At 55.9% G+C, this 18,870-nt stretch carries 13 protein-coding genes and 1 tRNA gene; 5 read left to right on the top strand and 9 right to left on the bottom strand.

Translation table 11 applies throughout. The annotated features are described in order from the left end of the window. The 4 genes from dndD to H598_RS0118630 all read right to left on the bottom strand — a co-directional run bounded on the left by dndD (position 1) and on the right by H598_RS0118630 (position 5,457). Positions 1-1,995, bottom strand: coding sequence for a DNA sulfur modification protein DndD (gene dndD, locus H598_RS0118645; protein WP_028114353.1), 1,995 nt, complete (start codon positions 1,993-1,995; stop codon positions 1-3). A gap of 1 nt (position 1,996) precedes the next feature. Then, entirely contained in the window at positions 1,997-3,925 is a 1,929-nt protein-coding gene (gene dndC / locus H598_RS0118640; protein WP_028114352.1) for a DNA phosphorothioation system sulfurtransferase DndC, read from the bottom strand. Further along, positions 3,918-5,027, bottom strand: a complete 1,110-nt coding sequence (gene dndB, locus H598_RS0118635) for a DNA sulfur modification protein DndB (protein ID WP_028114351.1) — start codon at positions 5,025-5,027, stop codon at positions 3,918-3,920. The genes dndC and dndB overlap by 8 nt, the downstream gene beginning before the upstream one ends. A gap of 353 nt (positions 5,028-5,380) precedes the next feature. Further along, positions 5,381-5,457: transfer RNA gene (locus tag H598_RS0118630), tRNA-Ile, on the bottom strand. Positions 5,458-5,778: 321 nt separating this feature from the next. On the opposite strand from H598_RS0118630, the gene H598_RS0118625 reads away from it, so the two are divergent. Continuing rightward, entirely contained in the window at positions 5,779-6,222 is a 444-nt protein-coding gene (locus H598_RS0118625) for a universal stress protein (protein WP_028114350.1), read from the top strand. A gap of 269 nt (positions 6,223-6,491) precedes the next feature. After that, positions 6,492-6,935 (top strand): universal stress protein, encoded by a 444-nt coding sequence (locus H598_RS25775; protein WP_051252861.1) that lies wholly within the window; start codon positions 6,492-6,494, stop codon positions 6,933-6,935. Between the two features lie 58 nt (positions 6,936-6,993). Here H598_RS25775 and H598_RS0118615 read toward each other — a convergent pair whose 3' ends face one another. Continuing rightward, the gene (locus H598_RS0118615; protein WP_028114349.1) at positions 6,994-8,187 is read right to left on the bottom strand and encodes an MFS transporter; all 1,194 of its coding nucleotides are present in this window, start codon (positions 8,185-8,187) and stop codon (positions 6,994-6,996) included. A 202-nt stretch (positions 8,188-8,389) separates the two neighbouring features. On the opposite strand from H598_RS0118615, the gene H598_RS0118610 reads away from it, so the two are divergent. The 3 genes from H598_RS0118610 (at position 8,390) to H598_RS0118600 (ending at position 12,126) form a co-directional block, all read left to right on the top strand. Further along, positions 8,390-9,352, top strand: coding sequence for a nucleoside hydrolase (locus H598_RS0118610; protein ID WP_028114348.1), 963 nt, complete (start codon positions 8,390-8,392; stop codon positions 9,350-9,352). Positions 9,353-9,516: 164 nt separating this feature from the next. Then, entirely contained in the window at positions 9,517-10,764 is a 1,248-nt protein-coding gene (locus H598_RS0118605) for a GGDEF domain-containing protein (RefSeq protein ID WP_028114347.1), read from the top strand. A 120-nt stretch (positions 10,765-10,884) separates the two neighbouring features. After that, positions 10,885-12,126 (top strand): GGDEF domain-containing protein, encoded by a 1,242-nt coding sequence (locus tag H598_RS0118600; protein ID WP_028114346.1) that lies wholly within the window; start codon positions 10,885-10,887, stop codon positions 12,124-12,126. 5 nt (positions 12,127-12,131) lie between these two features. Here the strand turns inward: H598_RS0118600 and H598_RS0118595 are convergent, their stop codons facing one another. The 4 genes from H598_RS0118595 to H598_RS0118580 all read right to left on the bottom strand — a co-directional run bounded on the left by H598_RS0118595 (position 12,132) and on the right by H598_RS0118580 (position 18,764). Beyond that, positions 12,132-12,884, bottom strand: coding sequence for a hypothetical protein (locus tag H598_RS0118595; protein WP_028114345.1), 753 nt, complete (start codon positions 12,882-12,884; stop codon positions 12,132-12,134). Positions 12,885-12,896: 12 nt separating this feature from the next. Continuing rightward, positions 12,897-13,910, bottom strand: a complete 1,014-nt coding sequence (gene parM / locus H598_RS0118590; protein ID WP_028114344.1) for a plasmid segregation protein ParM domain-containing protein — start codon at positions 13,908-13,910, stop codon at positions 12,897-12,899. Between the two features lie 1,540 nt (positions 13,911-15,450). Further along, on the bottom strand, positions 15,451-18,297 hold the full coding sequence (locus tag H598_RS0118585) for a valine--tRNA ligase (RefSeq protein WP_028114343.1): 2,847 nt from the start codon (positions 18,295-18,297) through the stop codon (positions 15,451-15,453). 17 nt (positions 18,298-18,314) lie between these two features. Next, positions 18,315-18,764: a DNA polymerase III subunit chi gene (locus H598_RS0118580; RefSeq protein ID WP_028114342.1), complete on the bottom strand. Its 450-nt coding sequence runs from the start codon at positions 18,762-18,764 to the stop codon at positions 18,315-18,317. Positions 18,765-18,870 lie beyond the last annotated feature (106 nt).

Here is an 18,870-nt window from a genome sequence, read left to right as displayed (position 1 = left end):
TTAGTTGGCTCCTACAGCTTGAGCGTTATCACGCTCCCAAAAGTAGCCTTCACGAAGGCTAGAGGACTTAGTCTTGGCATCAAAGACGATCTCAAATGCATGTGAGATATCGTCTTTCAAGTAACTATCACCAAAGTAGGTTTCATCGATCTCAGTATCTGTAGACAAGATAATGACCTGATGACTGGCTTCTGGGAAGTAATGTTCAATCAACTTGTCACGGTGCTTCGAATCCAGTCGACCCAATGGGGTATCGATAATAATCGGCAGTTTTTTACCGGACGTCTTAGCTAGTGCCTCAAGAATGGAGATAGCATAAATCTGCTTTTCGCCTGCTGATAGGGCCTTACGGTTAATGACGCGCTCATGTTCATCGATTAACTCCACATCAAAGGTGGTGGTATTAATACGGGCAGAGAGCTGTAGATCTTCTTTGCGTGCAAGCTTCTGGTAGCTCTTAATGAACTCTGATTCCAGCTGCTTTACTCGAACCTGAGTTAGGCTGTCGCTGAACTCCGCCAGCATCGCATGAGTATTCTGTGCATTAACTAGTGATGATTCGGCATTGGCCGCAACCTTATGCTTATCATGTAGTCGCTGAATCTTACGAGCTAACTCAACAGCAACACGATACTGCTTTTTCGCTTCTTCGGTCTTGGCTTGGTGCTCCAACAATATTTCAGCGCGCTTTGCATTAAGCGCTTGCAAAGCGTCCACTTTGTCCTGAATCTGCTCTTGCTCCGGAGCTCGAGCAATGTTTACCGACAGCTCTGCAATAAGTGCTTCCACTTCGGATAGTCGCTTGCGAGCTTCATCAAATCGCTGAAAAGAGCCTTTCGCCGAAACGTTAATTTGAGCATCTAGCTGGCTAAATTCTCGGTCAGACAAGTCCAATTTAATGTCATTACGGCTAAGACCTTTTGCTTGCTCAGTGGCCAGTAAACGAGCGGCTTTAAGCGTACTCAAATCGTCAGTTTTTGCTTCCAGTTGACTCAAAAAGCCATCCAATTCCGCTTGAAACGTTAACTTTTGCTTCAATGCTTGCTCAGCTTCCAACTGCGATAACAGTTTTGCCATTGCCTTTGGAGCCAAGGCCAAAGGCAAACTGCCATCCATTTCAGCTCTGAGGGTTTTCTCCAGTTCTTTGCGTTCGGCTTCAAGCTCTAGCTGGCGCTTTTGCTCTTGCTCACGACTTTGCGCCCAGGCACCGCCTCGAGCGGAAAGCTCATGCTCAGCCTTATGAATTTCTGCTGCAACCAGATCAATACGAGCTCGACTCATGGCCACATCGTTTTTCATAGACTCAGCTTTCTGAGCGGCGTCCTGATGCTCAACTTCCAATTTTTCGATCTGTGCTTTAATGCTGTCGGGCATTGCCGCAGCATCATGGCGTTTAAGGTAGAGCGCCAAATCATTACGCAAGCGCTCTGCGACGTCGATACCCAACAAACGACGCACAGCCGTTTGCAAGACCTGCCCTGACTCATCCTCAGCCAACTCAGCTATCTTCTCACCGTCAAAGAAGAACAATTCAGAGATCCCTGTTGGAACCAATTCATTCAAGAAGCTTTGACACTGTTCAGGTGACATATTGGATAACTCGTTACCATCTTGGATAAGCAATAACTTATCTTTGTGGTTGCGTTTCCATCCACGTACAACACGATATTCACTCTCAACTCCATTTTGGCTGTGGGTGAACAATAGCTCAATTGAGGTTTTCCCTTCACTGATGCCAACACCTTTGTGGATTAGGGCATTGAGCTGCTCCTGATAATCGGCATTATTCAGGCCTCGACCGAATGCGGCGCGGCCATATAAGGCAACCCGTACGGCTGTCAAAATTGACGTTTTACCTGCACCATTTAGACCGCCAAAAAGCACGATTGGTGCAGCTTTAGACTGTCGTACGCTCGCTTTTCTCGGCTCAAGATCGATCTCATGGACACCACGAAAAACACGAAAGTTATTTAGCACTAAGCTTTTGATAATCATATTACAGCTCCACCGTCGCTTGCTTATTTAGCTCCGCAATGGCGTTTTCATATTCTTCAATCTGACCTTTAAAGGCATCAAACTCAGACTTACCCTGAACTTGGCTGGTTCGCGCTTTGATCTGTTCATACGAACCCCAGTCTTGCCGTAACAAAGTGCCAATTCGCTCAAAGACACCGGTACGACGGCTCAAGCCTTCCATAGAGACTTCTAAGTCCAACAGTTTCTGTACCATCTCTGGTGCCACAGCGTATTTTTCGCCCAGCTCTTCAAGGATCTGAACCTCGATTTCACCGAAGGCAGCGTTATCGTTAACGACCCAGTCTAAGTCTCTGCCATACACCTCTCGGTAGATTTTTGGTAACGAATCTGCCCAATCTGGCTCGTTTGGGTCGTTCAACCACTCTTGGCGAATGGCATGCAACTCAGGCTCTGTAATTAGCGCTACTTGGTAGCCATCTTCATTGAAGGCCTTTTCTTTCTCCAATAGTTCTTTCAGCCATGCTTTGCGGTATTTCAGCCAGTAAGGACCTGGAATATATCGGAATAACTCCCAGATCTTTTTCTCGCTATTGCGTTGAACCATCGCAATAGTCGTTTCGCCATCTTTCAGCTCAGCAATGTCACCATTTTCAGCTAACTCAAATTGTTGAGTTGGTAAAAGCTCCAGATAGTCATTTCCAGCTTTGCGTAGAAGCGCTTCAACTTGCTCTGACGATTTAATGTCCTTTGGAAGCGCTTTACGCTGCTCATGAACTTTACCAGTGCGGCGCTTAAAGTTCCGGTAGGTATCTTTGTTCTTGGTTTCGTTGGTTGCAGCCAGTTTATTGCGGAACGTCAACAGAGGCTGCATCCAGCCTTCGCCATTTTGGATCAAGCTTTCCATGGCGCGATCCTTGGTTACAACGGTACAGGTCCAACAGCCGAAACGTGAATTACCACAGGAAGGTGTACTGTCATCGATAACCAGTGGGCACTCGCCTTGATCTGATGAATCTTTATAAAGATTCCATAAGGTTAGGTTTTTAGAACCCCACGGGTTTTCCCACTCTAGGTCGTAGTCATTTTTCCATTTCTTACCAATGCCCATTGGTGAAATTGTCACGTCAAGGCTGCACTGACGAATTACCTTCCAAACGTCATCCATGCTCCAAGTATCAATTGGGGTATAGATAAATGCGTTTGGCAATGTGGTATGGCGAGCCAAGCGAGAGTTTTCAATCTTGTGTTTCGCAATTACCTGAGCACGCGACGCACTTTCTTGGCTACGAGAACCAAGAACAACAATCACCTCATCGTGGCGAGAGATCTTGTCTTTGATGAAGTCACTTACAGGATCGATCTTCATCCGCTCAGTACACCAACGAAAGCTTTGGGTTGGCGCAGGGTAGCCTTTCCCCAACAAGCAAGACCAAAATGTCTGGTTGGGTTTAGGTAATACCTTGTGGGTCGTCATTGGCAAGTTATCGCGCTTCGCTTGAGTGCCGATTGCATCCAATGAACGGTTTACATGGTCAACCACTAATGGAGTTTCAACCAGTGTGTCCGAGGCAACTACGTATACTGGCTTGGTACGTTTTTTTTCATCAAGCGCCTGCAGCGCTAGGTAAACCAGAATCACCACCGCAGTAGAGTCTTTTCCGCCACTGTAGCCAATCACCCAAGGGCGATTGTCAGCGCTATACACAGCTTGAACATCATCAATAAAATGACGAAGTGGTTTACCTTCTACTGCGCTCTCGCGAGCAAGTTCACGACTCAAGGCGATACTATTTGGGTGCTTCAGATCCTCACCAAGGTTATCGAACCCTTGAAGAGCAGAAGGAAGCTTTAGATGGTTGCCGTAACGTTTAAAACCAGCAAAGAACTCATTTTGAATGTATTGATACTGTTCTTCGTCCAGCGCCTCGGCCTGAAATAACTCAGCCATGGAATGCCTCGCTGTTTAGAATGTGTTGCTGCTCTAACGCACGCTCATCTGGCGATAGCGGAAGAGAGAGAATTTGTTTTAATGCGTTGGTAGTCAACGCAATGTTTGTCGAGGCCTTGCTCAGCTTTCCGTGAAGCATACTGCGGTTGGCCCATAGAGGGTTTGCCTTACGCCAATCAACTTTCCGAAGCTGCTTGATAGTGTCTTGCCACGAGTCTGGCTGGGCGGTAATCAAGGCACACCCGAGGGCGCCAAGGGCGTGAAGACCAACGCCGTGTGCATGGATAAATTCTTGCCGTAATTGATATGGCGAGAGCTCTTTGTTCAAGACCATTTGCCATTCTGGCGTCGCATCAAACACCGCTTGCCAGTACTCTGCAGCGAGAGCTCTTTCCTCATCAGTAAAACCATCTTTGGCACCTTTACCGAGTAGGGCACGATTTGCTTGCTTTAAGCTACTCAAAGTGAACAACTTACCGCTTTTCGAGCTAATACTGGATTTCTCCATCTCCGTGAAACCCTTAAATGGCATCACATTACTTGCAAGGTGGCGGGCAAGTTCTGCACTCTCATCTCGGTGGTCATACAATGCCGACAAGGATGGACTTGGCTTGACTGCGTACTTATTTAGGTCCGCAAACATCTGCTGGCTGCGCTCTAGCCCCTCATCAACGAAAAACAGGACAGGAATGTTGTCGTGCCCTAGCTCAGGCTTTTCTCTGAGCGCGGCTTCAATCGCTGCCCGACGATGTTGCCCATCATTGATAAGAATCTGCGCATCCATAGGCACCTTTAAGGTACCTAGGTTTGGCATGTCTCCTTGCGATGCTTCCTCGAAGTCTACTCCAGTACCAACAGATACGGTTAATGCAGAAAAAACGTAATCTTTGGGGTTTTCTACAAGATAACGTACCATATCGGGAATTCGTGATTTATTTAACGTACGTTGTGCACGTAACTCTGGTGGCACTTCATATTCGTTGAACATGAATATTTTGGGAATAGTGCTGAGTGGGCAAGTCGCTATGTAGAAGGGCTTTCCTGCTTGAAGGCCTTTAACAGCAGGGAATGAATAGCAGTAGCCGTCTTTTGCGGAGGTCATCTTAGAAGCACCGTTAATCAAACGTGACCATAGTTATGGTTCGTTATCTTGATAATGTCAAATGACGTTCATTACGTTATCGGAATGACGTAGGGGATTGTTTCATTCTACGTTGATGCCGAACAATTCGAAAGAGAAATTTGACTAGCTTTGTAACCTACTGAACTACCTTCCTAATTCAAATCGTAAAACCGGCTCGTCCTCACATAGTTTCCTGCCTGATTGAGCCTGAAGACGTCTTTTGAAGTTGCACTATTCAGTTATGTTTGATGCCTGTTAACCCAAGGCCTGTGCATTCGCAGCACAAACTAAAAAGGCGCAGCGGTTACTAACCGGCTGCGCCTTCCTGTATATGGTGGCCCCTGGGGGACTTGAACCCACGACCAAGCGATTATGAGTCGCCTGCTCTAACCAACTGAGCTAAGGGGCCTTATCTGTTTAGCGAGCTTAGAGGCCCACTGAGCTGCTGAGTATATCCAAGCCAAATCCCGTTGTCATCCGCTCTGTGGGCGTGAAAAGCCGTTGCCAGTGGCGTTTGCTTAAGAAAACGCCAGTGAGGGCGAATTGGGGTTCGAACATGGGTAAAAACCAGCTGTGTTTGTGGTGGCCAAGTAGCGGCGCCGGCGTTGATTAGGATCATGGTTTGCCAGCGGTCACTGTGGTGCTATGGCGGTGAGGGCAGGGTCTGCGAAGGAGTGTGTTAGCTTAGGCATTTACTTCGTACCGTTTCACTAACCGATGGAGAATCAGGATGAACGCATACAAAAAGGTATTGATGCCACTGGATTTTCACAGTGATAACGATCAGATCATGGCCAAGGGCCGGCAGATGGCCGAAGCCAATGACGCTGAGATGTACCTGCTGCACGTCAACGAACCCATGGCCGGGGTCTATACCTTCGAGGCGGTCAGCTTTGGCGATCAGATGGAAGAGTTCAAAGAGCGAATCCGCAGTGAAGCCAGAGAGCGTCTGAACCAGTTTGCCGGCGATCTGGGCATTGCCCCGGAACGGCAACTGATTCGTGAAGGCAAGGCGTCGCGCGAGATTGAAGAGGTGGTCAACGACTTTGGCATCGATCTGGTCGTTATGGGCACCCATGGTCACTCCGGCCTGCAGCGGCTGCTGGGCTCCACCGCCAACAGCGTGCTTAACCACGTCGATTGCGACGTGCTGACGGTGCGCATTAAAGAGTAAGCGTCAGGCGCGCTTCGAGCGCGGATTCGGCGGTGAATGGCAGGGGAAGTGGGCGTTGGCTCTCGGCCCCTTTAGCGCCACCGGTTTGCCGCCATCTAAGGCTGTTTTCTCAATCCCCTTTGTTTGTTGATTGCGCCGCTGTCGATTCAATCACCTACAATTAATGGGGATTAACAGGGTTTTCGCTGTTGCCGTGGTCAGGCTAGGGCTGTTGTCTGGCCAAAGCCGACACTGGCGCCGCCGAAGCCAGCCATCGCGGGAGGTTTGAAATGAGCGTTTACAGCAAGGTTTTAATACCGCTCGATTTTCATGGTGACAATGAGTGGATCGTTGCCAAGGGCATGAAGGTGGCGGCCGATCATGGCGCCGAATTGTTTCTGCTGCATGTGGATGAGACGCTGGCGGAGCGCTACCTGTTTGAGTCGGCCAGTTTCAGTGGCCACCTGAAGGGGTTTAAGCAGGAGATCTGCCAGGAGTCGCAGCAGCGAATGCGGGCACTGGCTAAGGATATGCAACTGGACGACGACCACGTGCTGGTGCGAGAAGGCAAGGCTGCCAAGGCGATTGAGGCCACGGTCACCGAGCTGGGCATCGACCTGGTTGTGATGGGCACCCATGGCCACTCCGGCCTGCAGCGGCTGCTGGGCTCCACCGCCAACCGGGTGCTGCACAGCGTCGACTGCGACGTGCTGACGGTGCGTAGCAAAGAGTAACGGCCGGTGCTGGCTCAGTAAGCGGTTAGAGCATTGGTTCAGGGGCTGGGGTGTCGGCTCAGGAGGCGGTGCGCGCGACCCGAGTTACCAGTTGCAGCTTGTGTGCCAGCAGCACGATCAGCGCGTAGCAGCCGAGGCTGGTGGCCACCACCAGGTGCCAGCCGCCGTATTCCCAAATCGGCAACAGCACAAAGCCACCGAGGCTGGCGCCCAGGTAGTAATGCACCAAATACAGGGAGCTGGCCTTGGCCCGCTCTTTGACCGCGTTTTTGCCCACCCAGCTGTAGGCCAGGCTGTGAATCTGGAAAAAACCCACCGAACACAACAGCAAGCCAACAATGATGATGCGCAGGTCCGCCGACAGGGTGATCACCGTGCCCATGATCAGGAACAGGGCGCCGGTCTGCATCCCCGCCGGGGCGGTGTAGTAGCGCAGCCAGCGGCCCGACAGCTGGGCCGAGATGCTGCCGGCCAGGTAGGTCAAAAACAGCAGTGACAGCTGAAAGGTGGTCAGGCTCCACGGGGTCTGAGACAGCTGGAACGTCAGCACGGTAAACAGGTTAACGAAGGTGCCGAAGGTCAGCCCGGCAATCAGGAACGCCGGTTGCAGCTGCGGGTTTTTCAGGTGGGCTATCAGCCCCTTGGCGGCGTGGCGCAGCGAGGTGGTGCTGGGCTGAAAGTTGCGTTGTTGCGGCAGCATTGTACTGAGCATCAGTGCGGCAGCGCAGCTGAGCACCACCAGGGTAATAAACGGCACCTGCCAGTCGTCGAAGTAGCTGGCCATGCCGCCGATCAACCGGCCGCTAAGGCCACCGATGGCGTTGGCGGCCACGTAGCTGCCCATGGCGGCGGGCAGGCGCTGGGCGCCAATCTCTTCCGACATCCAGGCGGCGGCCACCGCCACAAAGCCGGCCAGCATAATGCCGTGAACAATGCGCAGCACAATGAACCACTCGACGCTGCTGGTGTTGAGCAGCGCCAGGTTGATCAGCGGCAGGCTGGTGAGCGACAACAGCATAATGGGGCGGCGACCGATGGCGTCGGAGACCATGGCCCAGGGGATCAGGAATATTGCCAGCGCCAGCGGCGCCCCGGCGTGCAGCCAGTTGGCGGTGGCGGCGTCCAGCTCAAAGGCTTCGGCCAGCATCGGCAGCATTGGCTGTGCCACGTACAGGTTGCAGAACACCACCATCGCCGCCAGGGTGAGGGCGGTCAGGGCTTTGAGGTAGTTGCGGCCGGCGAGGGTTGCCATCTATGGGTTACTCTGTGCTGTCAGTGTCCACAGAATACTCTCGTTTCAGAGTGTGGAATAATACAAATCATCAATGAAGTCTTAGATTTGACCTTATCCGGTAAACGCGGTAGAGCGCGCAGAAATCCTGCTGAGGGTTGCCGATAATGGCGTCATCTCTGTGGTATTGCCTTCGGGCAGAAGAATAAAAAACGAGTCTACTATGTCGCAAAAGATTATTTTTGATACCGATCCGGGCATCGATGATGCCATGGCCCTGCTGTTTGCCCACGCCCACGACAACGTCGATATGGTGGCGATCACCACGGTGTACGGCAACGGCGTTATCGAAGATTGCACCCGTAATGCCTGTTACATCAACGACACCTTTAACATGGGCGCCACGGTGGTGCAGGGCGCGGCTGGTCCGCTGACCCGCGAGCCAGTTGGCCCTACGGTGGTGGTGCACGGTGAGCATGGCCTGGGTACGGTGGAGGTGCCGCTGGATTACCCCATCAACATCGACCCTCGCCCGGCCCACGAATACATGTGCGATATGGCTCGCGAGAACCCCGGTGAGATCACCCTGGTGGCGGTGGGTCCGCTGACCAACCTGGCGCTGGCGCTGCAGCACGACCCGGAGATCGTCAACAACGTTAAAGAGGTGGTGATCATGGGGGCGGCCTTTGGCGAAGGCGGCCATCGCGGTAACGTGTCACCGGTGGCCGAGGCCAACATTCACGACGACCCTCACGCCGCCGATCAGGTGTTCTGCGCCGACTGGCCGGTGACCATTGTCGGTCTGGACGTAACCCACCAGACCTTCTTTACCGGCGACTACCTGGATAAGCTGCGCCACAGTGCCGGCGAGGTGGGGGAGTTCATCTGGCAGGTGAGCCGCTTCTACCTCAAGTTCTACTCCGAGAAAGTGGGCGTCGATGGCTGCCATGTGCACGATCCATCGGCGGTGGCCTACGTGGCCGATCCGAGCCTGTTCGGGGTGCGCAAAGGCCCGGTACGGGTGGTCACCGAAGGTCCGGCCATCGGCATGACCATCCAGAAGAGCGACGAGCGTTTCTACCATCACGACGAGTGGTCTTGCTTCCGGGCGCAGCAGGTGTGCGTCGAGGTCGACAACCAGCGTCTGCTGCAGATGTACCAAGACAGCATCAACTCGCTGGCGTAAATTCGTGCGATAGAATCGGTTGGCTTAAAGTTTGCCTTTTCGGGGTCGCTTTAAGCCAACTATTGCTGGAGATCCCATTACCGGATGCGGTATTTTAGGTGGGTGTCACAATAGGTTTTTGAAAAGGCAGTTTATTTGAGGCGGAGATTACAAGGACTCATGGTATGTCGCATCGCCTGATCCAGTTGAGTCTGGCGCTGTTTCTGGCGGCCAGTGTGCTGTTTCTACCCTCCTGGCTGGTGTCGTCCAGCAATGAAATTCAATGGTTGATGCAAAACCTGCCCTGGGTGCTGCTGACCAGTGCCTGGATCGTCAGTCGCATCTATCGCCTGCAAAAACTCAGCTTCATGGTGCTGGTGTCGCTGGCCAGTTATTTGGTGATCCAGTGGAAGCTGCAGGTGCCGCTGCCGCAGGGCAACACCGAGCTTATTTTCTGGGGCCTGTGCCTGCTGGCGCCGCTGCTGGTGTTCCTGTTTGATGTGATGCCGGAGAAGTGGATCGCCACCGGTCATAACGGTTTCGCTTACGCACTGCTGCTGGCTCCGGTTGCCCTGTTCTCGATGCTGCTCAGCTCCAGTGCCGAGGCCACTCACCAATGGCTGGCGTCCTGGGTAACGGCGCTGGGTGGCTACCCGCTGCCCTGGGTGCTGACCCTGATGATGGCCTGCTATTTTGTCATCTCCACCCTGATTCAGACCCGCCGCCGCGATAAAGGCGACTCGGCGGCGCTGCTGTGCCTGATGGCACTGGGCCTGACCTGCTATCAGTTCGACACCCCTGGGGTGTCCTCCTCCATGTTCACCATTTTGGGGCTGTGCCTGCTGGTGTTGCTGGTACTGCACAGCTACCGGCTGGCGTTCTTCGACTTGCTGACCGGGGTGCGCAACCGCCGCAGCCTGGATGCGCTGATGCAGGGGTTGTCCGGCCGTTATCAACTGGCGATGGTCGATATCGACCACTTCAAGAAATTCAACGACACCTTTGGCCACGACGTCGGCGATGACGTATTGCGACTGGTGGCGCAGATGCTGACTCGAGTAAAGGCTGGCGGCACCGTTTACCGCTATGGCGGCGAGGAGTTCACCATCGTGTTCCGCAGCCGCGAGCGCAAACGCTGCCTGGCGGCGCTGGACGCCATTCGTGAAGAGATTGCCGCCTACCCGTTTTACGTGCGCAGCCCGCAAAGTGCCGGGGTGGCCCGCCGAGGCCGCAGCCAGGCGCCTAAGGTGGCACCGCAAACCATCACCGTTAGCATGGGGCTGGCACAGCCCCGGGCCGACGATGCCAGTGTCGACCAGGTGGTGAAGCGCGCCGACGAGGCCTTATACCAGGCCAAGCAAGCCGGTCGCAACTGCATCAAGGCCGATCGCCTGCTCAACCGGCGTCCCAGCCGTCGCCGGGTGGCGGCGTAAGCCATTACCCCTGATTTTTATATGCCTTTGCCTACTCCTTAGGCGATAGTCGACTACCCTTTACTGATTGGATACAAAACGCGGCCCATCAGAACCGCGACAATCGGATAGGATGTCCTTATGGTTTTTCGTTCAGTGCAGCTGCTGTTGCCTGTGCTGTTGGGTGCATTGGCGGCGCTTTTGCCGGCGCTGGTGGCTCAGGCACAGCCGCTGGTGCATCAGGGGGTGCTACTGCTGCCGTGGCTGCTGCTGCCCATCGCTTGGGTGGTCAGTCGCCTGTACCGCCAACCTAAAGTCAGTTTTCTCATTCTCATCAGTCTGTTGACCTACTCATTGTTGCAAAGTCAGCGGCTGCACCCTGAGCTGGCGATCAATACTGAGGTGGCATTCTGGTTGTTGTGCCTGCTGGGGCCGCTGTTGATCATGGTATTCAGCTGGCTGCCGGAGGAGATGACCGGTGAAGCCAATAACTGGCAGTGTTACCTGATCATCGCCACCATCGGGGTGGTGTCTCTCAACCTGTTGCAGCAGTTTCCGCAGCAAACCTCGTACTGGATGCAACAACTGCTGGCGTTGGAGCCGGGCATGCCCCCGGTGGTGCCACTGCTGCTGCTGACCCTGTACTTGCTGGTCACCGGGTTGTCGCTGATTCGCCGCCAGGAAACCAGTGACGGCGTGGCGCTGCTGGCGTTGCTGAGCATGGGGTTTGGCTTCTGTGGTTTTAATACCGAGTGTGGGCCCGAGGTCAGCTTCGGCTTGTTTGCCCTGATGGTGGTCACCATGCAGGTGCTGCACAGTTACCGATTGGCATTTTTCGATCCGCTCACCGGTTTGCGCAACCGCCGCAGCCTGTTAAGCATGCTGCTGGACCATCCGAAAGGCTACCACCTGGCGATGGTCGACATTGATCATTTCAAACACTTCAACGACGCCTTTGGTCACGACGTCGGGGACGAGGTGCTGCGGGCGGTGGCCAAGGTGCTGGAGCGAGTTGGTGCTGGCGGCAAGGTGTTTCGTCTCGGCGGTGAGGAGTTCGTGGTGGTGTTCGTCAGCCGTGACCGTAACGCCTGTATCGGCGCGCTGCAGGCGGTGCGGGAGATGGTGGCCCATTATCCGTTTACGGTGCGCCAGCCGCTGAATGCGCCAGCGCAGCAAGCGGCGACGCCGTTGCAGCCCCAGCAGATTACCGTCACCATCGGTCTGGCTCAGCACAGCCCTCAGGACGACAGCGTCGATGCGGTGCTGGCTCGGGCCGATAAGGCGCTGTATCGGGGTAAAAGTCGCGGCCGCAACTGTCTGGTGGTGGACGATGGCAAGCCGGTGCCTTGGGTCACCATCGGCGGCGAAAAGCGGCTGGTGTAGTCGCGTTACCAGATTCCTTTCGATTTCACTTTACTGGCCAGCGCCAGTTGGGTATCCAGGCTGGGCGCCTCGGCATCGGCTTGCACCGATGCCGAGCTGCCACTGCTGATCTGGCTGCGCAGTGCTTTCAGTTGGGTCATCAACTTATCCTGCCCCTGCTTCAGTGCCACAAACTGGCTGCCAAGGTCGACATGCGCATCCGGTTGAGCCGTCGGTGTGTTGTTACTCTGGCTGGCCAACTGCTGTAGCTGGGCCAGAATCTGCTGCTGTTGCTGCTCCAACTGGGCCAGTGCGCCGGACAGGTCGCTGCCGGATTGTGCCGGTTGCGGCCGGTTAACCAGCTGCTCCAGCTGTTGCTGCAGCGGTGCCAGGTTGACCTCGGCGCTGGCCTTGGGGGCCGCCATGGAGGTCTTGAGCATCGAGGTCAGCTTGGTCCACTGGCCCTCAGACAGGCCGGCGCCGCTGTCGCTATCGACACTGACGCCGCTGGCGGCCAGCAGTTGAGTCAGGGTCTGCCCCTGCAACCGCTCTTCCACCAACGCCTGGGCCAGCATCGCCGGCAACTGCGGCGACAACTGCTGCAGAAACAGGCCAGACAGATACAGGTCGCGATGGAAGCCATTGCGGCGCAGCTGTGCCACCTCATTGCTGTCGCCGCGCCCCTTCTCCTGCTGCTGCCATTGGCGCAGGGTATCCACGGCGTACTGGTGTGAGCCGTGGAGCTCAGGTTCCAGGGTAAAGCTGCATCGAATGCGCATGGGCTGCCCTTATTAAACCGCTTCGGCCGGCTCGGCGGCGTGGTAGCAGCAGATCTCCCGAGACAGGGCTTCCTGCGGCTCCTGAACCAGCACAATCTTGTCGCCCAGGGTCGGGTAGGCGGCGCGAATGGCGGTTTCGATCAGCATGGCGCCACCGCCCACCAGGTAGATGCGGTTGGGGTTGCGGGTGAAGGTTTTGGCTTCGTAAGCAACGGCGGCGCCCAGTTCGGTGATCTTGTCTTCGATGCGCTCCAGTACCCAGTCAACTTTGGACAGGTCGTTGATCACCTCGTTGACGAAGTCGCGGTCGTGGCGGCGCTTAATCAGTTCGTTGGCGACCAGGTAACTGGCGTCGCTGTCGGCGGCGGCCAGTGCCTTACGGGCGGCATTGGTGACCATGGACACGCCAATTTCGGCATTGCCGTACACCGCCGACACGTCATCGAATTCACCGACGATCACGCCCATGTCCAGGGTGGTGCCGCCGCAGTCGATGACCAGTGATTTGGTGAATTCGTTGACGCCGGAATCCATCAGGGTGGTCAGTACCGCCGGCAGGCTTTCTGGCAGCACTTCGACGTCGACAATTTCAAACAGCTCGCCCTTGTTGAGGCTGATGTCGCGCATCAGGTTGGCTTTCTTACGAGCGATGTTGTCTTCGTTCTTCTGACAATCATCAGCTTTGTAGTACTCGGTGATTGGCAGGGTCACCAGAATGCTGACCGGGCCGGGTTTTACGCCGGTTTGCAGCAGAGCGTGGTGTACCGACAGCAGGTTCAGATCGTCGTACTGAAAGGCCACGTGAGTGGTGGACAGGGCTTTGTCGGAGGTGGCGTCGTAGGTGTATTTGGTGGCACCAATCTGGTAGTTGAAGACCTTGCGGTCGCTCAGCAGCGCGGCGCTTTTCCAGTCTTTTCTAAAGGAGTTGGGGGAGGTGACACTGCGCACCAGGCCCTTTTCGATCCAGCTGATTTTAACGTTGGTGGAGCCATCATCGATGGCGAATTTCATGTTGGCTGACTGCATCCCAGTTCCTGTAAAAAAAGCCCACTACCGTGGGCTAATGCGACCCCTGAATCCACAAACTTAAATCGAATTTTGAAAAAAGTGAGGTTGATGCGCCGGAGAAGAGGGCTGATTGCGGATGCGAGAGGTCAGTGTCTCCACCCCGTCGCCCTTGCGAACGCGAGGGTCCAGTGACTTTGGTTTTGGGTTGGAGTAACAAAGCAACTGGGTACCCGCGTACGCGGGCACGACGGAGGGATGGTTGGAGTACGTGGGTAACGTCAACACCGAGCGCTGCCGAAACCGCAATAACTGCTCAGTTAGTACCAGCCCTGCCCATGAGCACCGTCGCCCTTGCGAACGCGAGGGGCCAGTGTCTTCATCCCGTCGCCCTTGCGAACGCGAGGGTCCAGTGTCTTCGGTTTTGGGTTGGGCGCAACAAAGCCACTGGATACTCGCGTGCGCGGGCACGACGGAGGGATGGTTGGGGTACGTGGGTAACGATAAGCGCCGAACTCTGCCGAAACCGCAATAACTGCTCAGTTAGTACCAGCCCTGCCCATGAGCACCGTCGCCCTTGCGAACGCGAGGGGCCAGTGTCTTTGGTTTTGGTTGGGCGCAACAAAGCCACTGGGTACCCGCGTGCGCGGGCACGACGGAGGGATGGTTGGGGTACGTGGGTATCGGTCAGCACCGAGCGCTACCGATACTGCAAGAACTGCTTACTTAGCAGAAACCCTGCCGATGAGCACTGTCGCCCTTACGAACGTGAGGGCCCAGTGTCTTCATCCCGTCGCCCTTGCGAACGCGAGGGCTCAGTGTCTTCATCCCGTCGCCCTTGCGAACGCGAGGGCCCAGTGTCTTTGGTTCTGGTTTAGTGCAACAAAGCCGCTGGGTACCCGCGTGCGCGGGCACGACGGAGGGATGGTTGGGGCACGTGGGTAACGAACTGCACCGAGCTCTGCCGATACCGCAATAACTGTTCAGTTAGCACCAGCCCTGCCCATGAGCACTGTCGCCCTTGCGAAGGCGAGGGGCCAGTGTCTTCGGTTTTGGGTTGGGTGCAACAAAGCCACTGGGTACCCTCGTGCGCGGGCACGACGGAAGGGATGGTTGGGGTACGTGGGTAACCATCAGTACCGTGCTTTGCCGAAACCGCAATAACAGCTCATTTAGCACCAACCCTGCCCATGAGCACCGTCGCCCTTGCGAACGCGAGGGGCCAGTGTCTTTGGTTTTGGGTTGGAGCAACAAAGCCACTGGGTACCCGCGTGCGCGGGCACGACGGAGGGATGGTTGAGGTACGTGGGTAACGATCAACACCGAGCTCTGCCGAAACCGGAATAACTGCAGGTTTACTACCAATTCATCCAATTCGCACCGTCGCCCTTGCGAACGCGAGGGGCCAGTGTCTTAGGTTTTAAGGCGTTAAAGCCGCTGGATTCTCGCTTGCGCAAGAATGACGAGAGGCACAGCCACTGGATACCCGCGGGCACGACGGAGGAGCGGGCACAAAAAAAGCCACCGCATGCGGTGGCTTTTTGGTCTCTGCAGTCAGAGTTTACAGCGCTTTGAGCTGCTCTTTCTGCTCTTCCAGCTTGCTGATGTCGCGCTTGGCTTCATCCAGCTTGGCTTGTTCCTTGGCCACCACCGCTTCCGGTGCCTTGGCCAGGAAGCCCTGGTTGGAGAGTTTCTTCTCCACTCGCTCGGCGTCCTGGGCCAGCTTGGCGATCTGCTTGTCGATGCGGGCCACTTCGGCAGCCACGTCGATGAGGCCGGCCATGGGGATCAACAGCTCCATTTCGCCAATCAGCTGGGTGGTGCACATCGGCGCGTCGCCGGACAGCACCTCGATGGACTCCAGGTTCGCCAGACGGTTGAGGAAGGTGCGGTTGGTTTCCACTCGGGCCAGATCCTGCTCGCTGGCGTGCTTCAGCAGCACGTTCAGCGGCTTGGAGGGGGCCACGTTCAGTTCACCGCGGATGTTACGAACCGCGACGATGAACTGCTTCACCCACTCCAGGTCCGCTTGCGCGTCGGCGTCCACCAGGGCGGCGTCGAAGCTTGGGAATTCCTGCAGCATGATGGTGTCGGCCTCGATGCCCACCAGCTTAGAGACGGTCAGCCAGATCTCTTCGGTGATGTACGGCATCAGTGGGTGCAGCATCCGCAGCATCCCTTCCAGAACGGTCAGCAGAGTGTGGCGGGTGCCACGCTGCTGGGCGTCGCTGCCGGAGCTCAGAACCGGCTTGGTCAGCTCCAGGTACCAGTCACAGAACTGGTTCCAGGTGAACTCGTAGGCGATGTTGGCGGCGATGTCGAAGCGGTAGCCTTCCATCGCTTCGCGGATGTTTTTCACGGTGTCGTTGTACTGGGCCAGGATCCAGCGATCCGCCAGAGACAGCTCCAGTTCGCCACCGCCAAAGCCACAGTCGTGCTCTTCGGTGTTCATCAGCACGTAGCGGCTGGCGTTCCACAGCTTGTTAGCGAAGTTGCGGTAACCTTCCAGGCGGTTCATGTCCCAGTTGATGTCACGACCGGTAGAGGCCATGGCGGCCAGGGTGAAGCGCAGGGCGTCGGTGCCGTGAGGGGCGATGCCGTCAGGGAACTGCTTGCGGGTGCTCTTCTCAATCTTGGCGGCCAGTTGCGGCTGCATCATGTTGCCGGTGCGCTTTTCAACCAGGGCTTCCAGATCGATGCCGTCGATCATGTCCAGCGGGTCCAGGACGTTGCCCTTGGACTTGGACATCTTGTCGCCGTTCTCGTCGCGGATCAGACCGGTGACGTACACGGTTTTGAATGGAACCTGAGGCTTGCCGTCTTCATCTTTGATGAAGTGCATGGTCATCATGATCATCCGGGCAACCCAGAAGAAGATGATGTCGAAACCGGTGACCAGCACGTCGGTGGGGTGGAAGGTCTTCAGATCTTCCAGGTTGTCCGGCCAACCCAGGGTGGAGAAGGTCCACAGGGCGGAGGAGAACCAGGTATCCAGCACGTCGTCGTCCTGGCGCAGCACGGCGTCGGCGGCGATGTCGTTGTTGGCACGCACTTCGGCTTCGTTGCGGCCGACGTACACCTTACCGGATTCGTCGTACCAGGCCGGAATGCGGTGGCCCCACCACAGCTGGCGGGAGATGCACCAGTCCTGAATGTCGCGCATCCAGCTGAAGTACATGTTTTCGTACTGTTTTGGCACGAACTCGATGTCGCCGTTCTCCACCGCTTCGGTGGCGGTTTTGGCCAGCGGCGCGGCGCGCACGTACCATTGGTCGGTCAGCATCGGTTCGATCACCACACCGCCACGGTCGCCGTAAGGCACCTGCAGCACGTGGTCTTTGATCTCTTCCAGCAGACCCAGCTCTTCAAACTCGGCAACCACGGCGCGGCGGGCGGCAAAGCGCTCCATGCCGTGGTATTTGGCCGGCAGCTCGTCGCTGTAGACGTCGGAGGCTTCACCGTTGAAGTCGAACACTTCGGCGGCGTCACGAATGTCGCCGTTGAAGGTCAGGATGTTGATCATCGGCAGCTTGTTGCGCTTACCCACTTCGTAATCGTTGAAGTCGTGGGCCGGGGTGATCTTCACACAACCGGTGCCCTTTTCCATGTCGGCGTGTTCGTCGGCGACAATCGGGATGCGACGGCCAACGATGGGCAGTAGCAGCTCTTTGCCGATCAGATCTTTGTAGCGCGGATCTTCCGGATTCACCGCCACACCGGTGTCGCCCAGCATGGTTTCCGGACGGGTGGTGGCTACCACGATGTAGTCTTTGCCATCGGCGGTTGTAACGCCGTCGGCCAGCGGGTAGCGGAAGTGCCACATGAAGCCTTTCTTTTCCTTGTTTTCCACTTCAAGGTCAGAGATGGCGGTGTGCAGTTTCGGATCCCAGTTAACCAGGCGCTTGCCGCGGTAGATCAAGTCGTCTTCGTACAGGCGCACGAACACTTCCTGAACTGCTTTGGACAGGCCTTCGTCCATGGTGAAGCGCTCACGATCCCAGTCCACAGAGGCGCCGAGGCGACGCAGCTGCTTGGTGATGGTGCCGCCGGACTCGGCTTTCCAATCCCACACCTTGTCGATGAAGGCGTCACGACCCAGCTGCTGGCGAGTCTGGCCCTGAGCAGCCAGTTGGCGCTCTACCACCATCTGGGTGGCGATGCCGGCGTGGTCGGTACCTACCTGCCACAGGGTGTTTTTGCCCTGCATCCGCTGGAACCGAATCATGGTGTCCATGATGGTGTCCTGGAAGGCGTGACCCATGTGCAGGCTGCCGGTGACGTTCGGCGGCGGGATCATGATGCTGTAGGCGTCTTTGCTGGTGTCGCCGTGAGGCTTGAAGTAACCCGCATCTTCCCAACGCTGATAATGGCGCTGTTCAATCGAGTTAGGATTGTAAGTCTTATCCATGGGTGTTCCGAAATCAGTTAAAACGAAAGCGGCTGCTTGGCCAGGTCATGGGTGGTTAGGGCCACCTTAAGCTGTCGGTAGGCGCGAAAGCGCTCCCGAGCCTGAACCTTGGCATCGTCTGCAGCCGGCACAAAATCGAAAATTTGGGCAAATTCTACCGCAAATTGCGGCACAGTGGCGGACAGGTTTATTAAAACTGGCCGTTTTTTTGAGCTGAACTGGTCATTATGACCGATTTCCACCGGAGCGCCACCCCTGGGGCCCTCGCCAACCAGGTTGTGGGGCACGAATCGCTGTGGGTCAAATTGCCATAACTTCTCGTCGATCTCATGGCTCTGGCCTTGATCCTGGCAGTGAATGTACACCGGCTGGCCGCGGCGGTAGCAGTCGGATGCCAGCAGGCAGGCCAGGGTCAGGTGATCCGGCTCGGCGTCGGGCGCCATTACATAGAAGGTGGCATTGGCCATGTTCGCGGGGCTTCCTCTGGTGGTGAAGGCGTTATTCTACCCGGTTCATGCGGCCAGGGACAGGCAGTCGCACCGGGGTGGTGTGGCGATAAAAAAAGGGCGCCCA

Origin of the sequence: Ferrimonas kyonanensis DSM 18153 (assembly GCF_000425405.1) — a bacterium.
In the GTDB taxonomy this organism is placed as follows: Bacteria; Pseudomonadota; Gammaproteobacteria; order Enterobacterales; family Shewanellaceae; genus Ferrimonas; species Ferrimonas kyonanensis.
The sequence above is the reverse complement of the archived record's forward strand: the minus strand, read 5'-3'. Positions and strand labels throughout refer to the sequence as shown.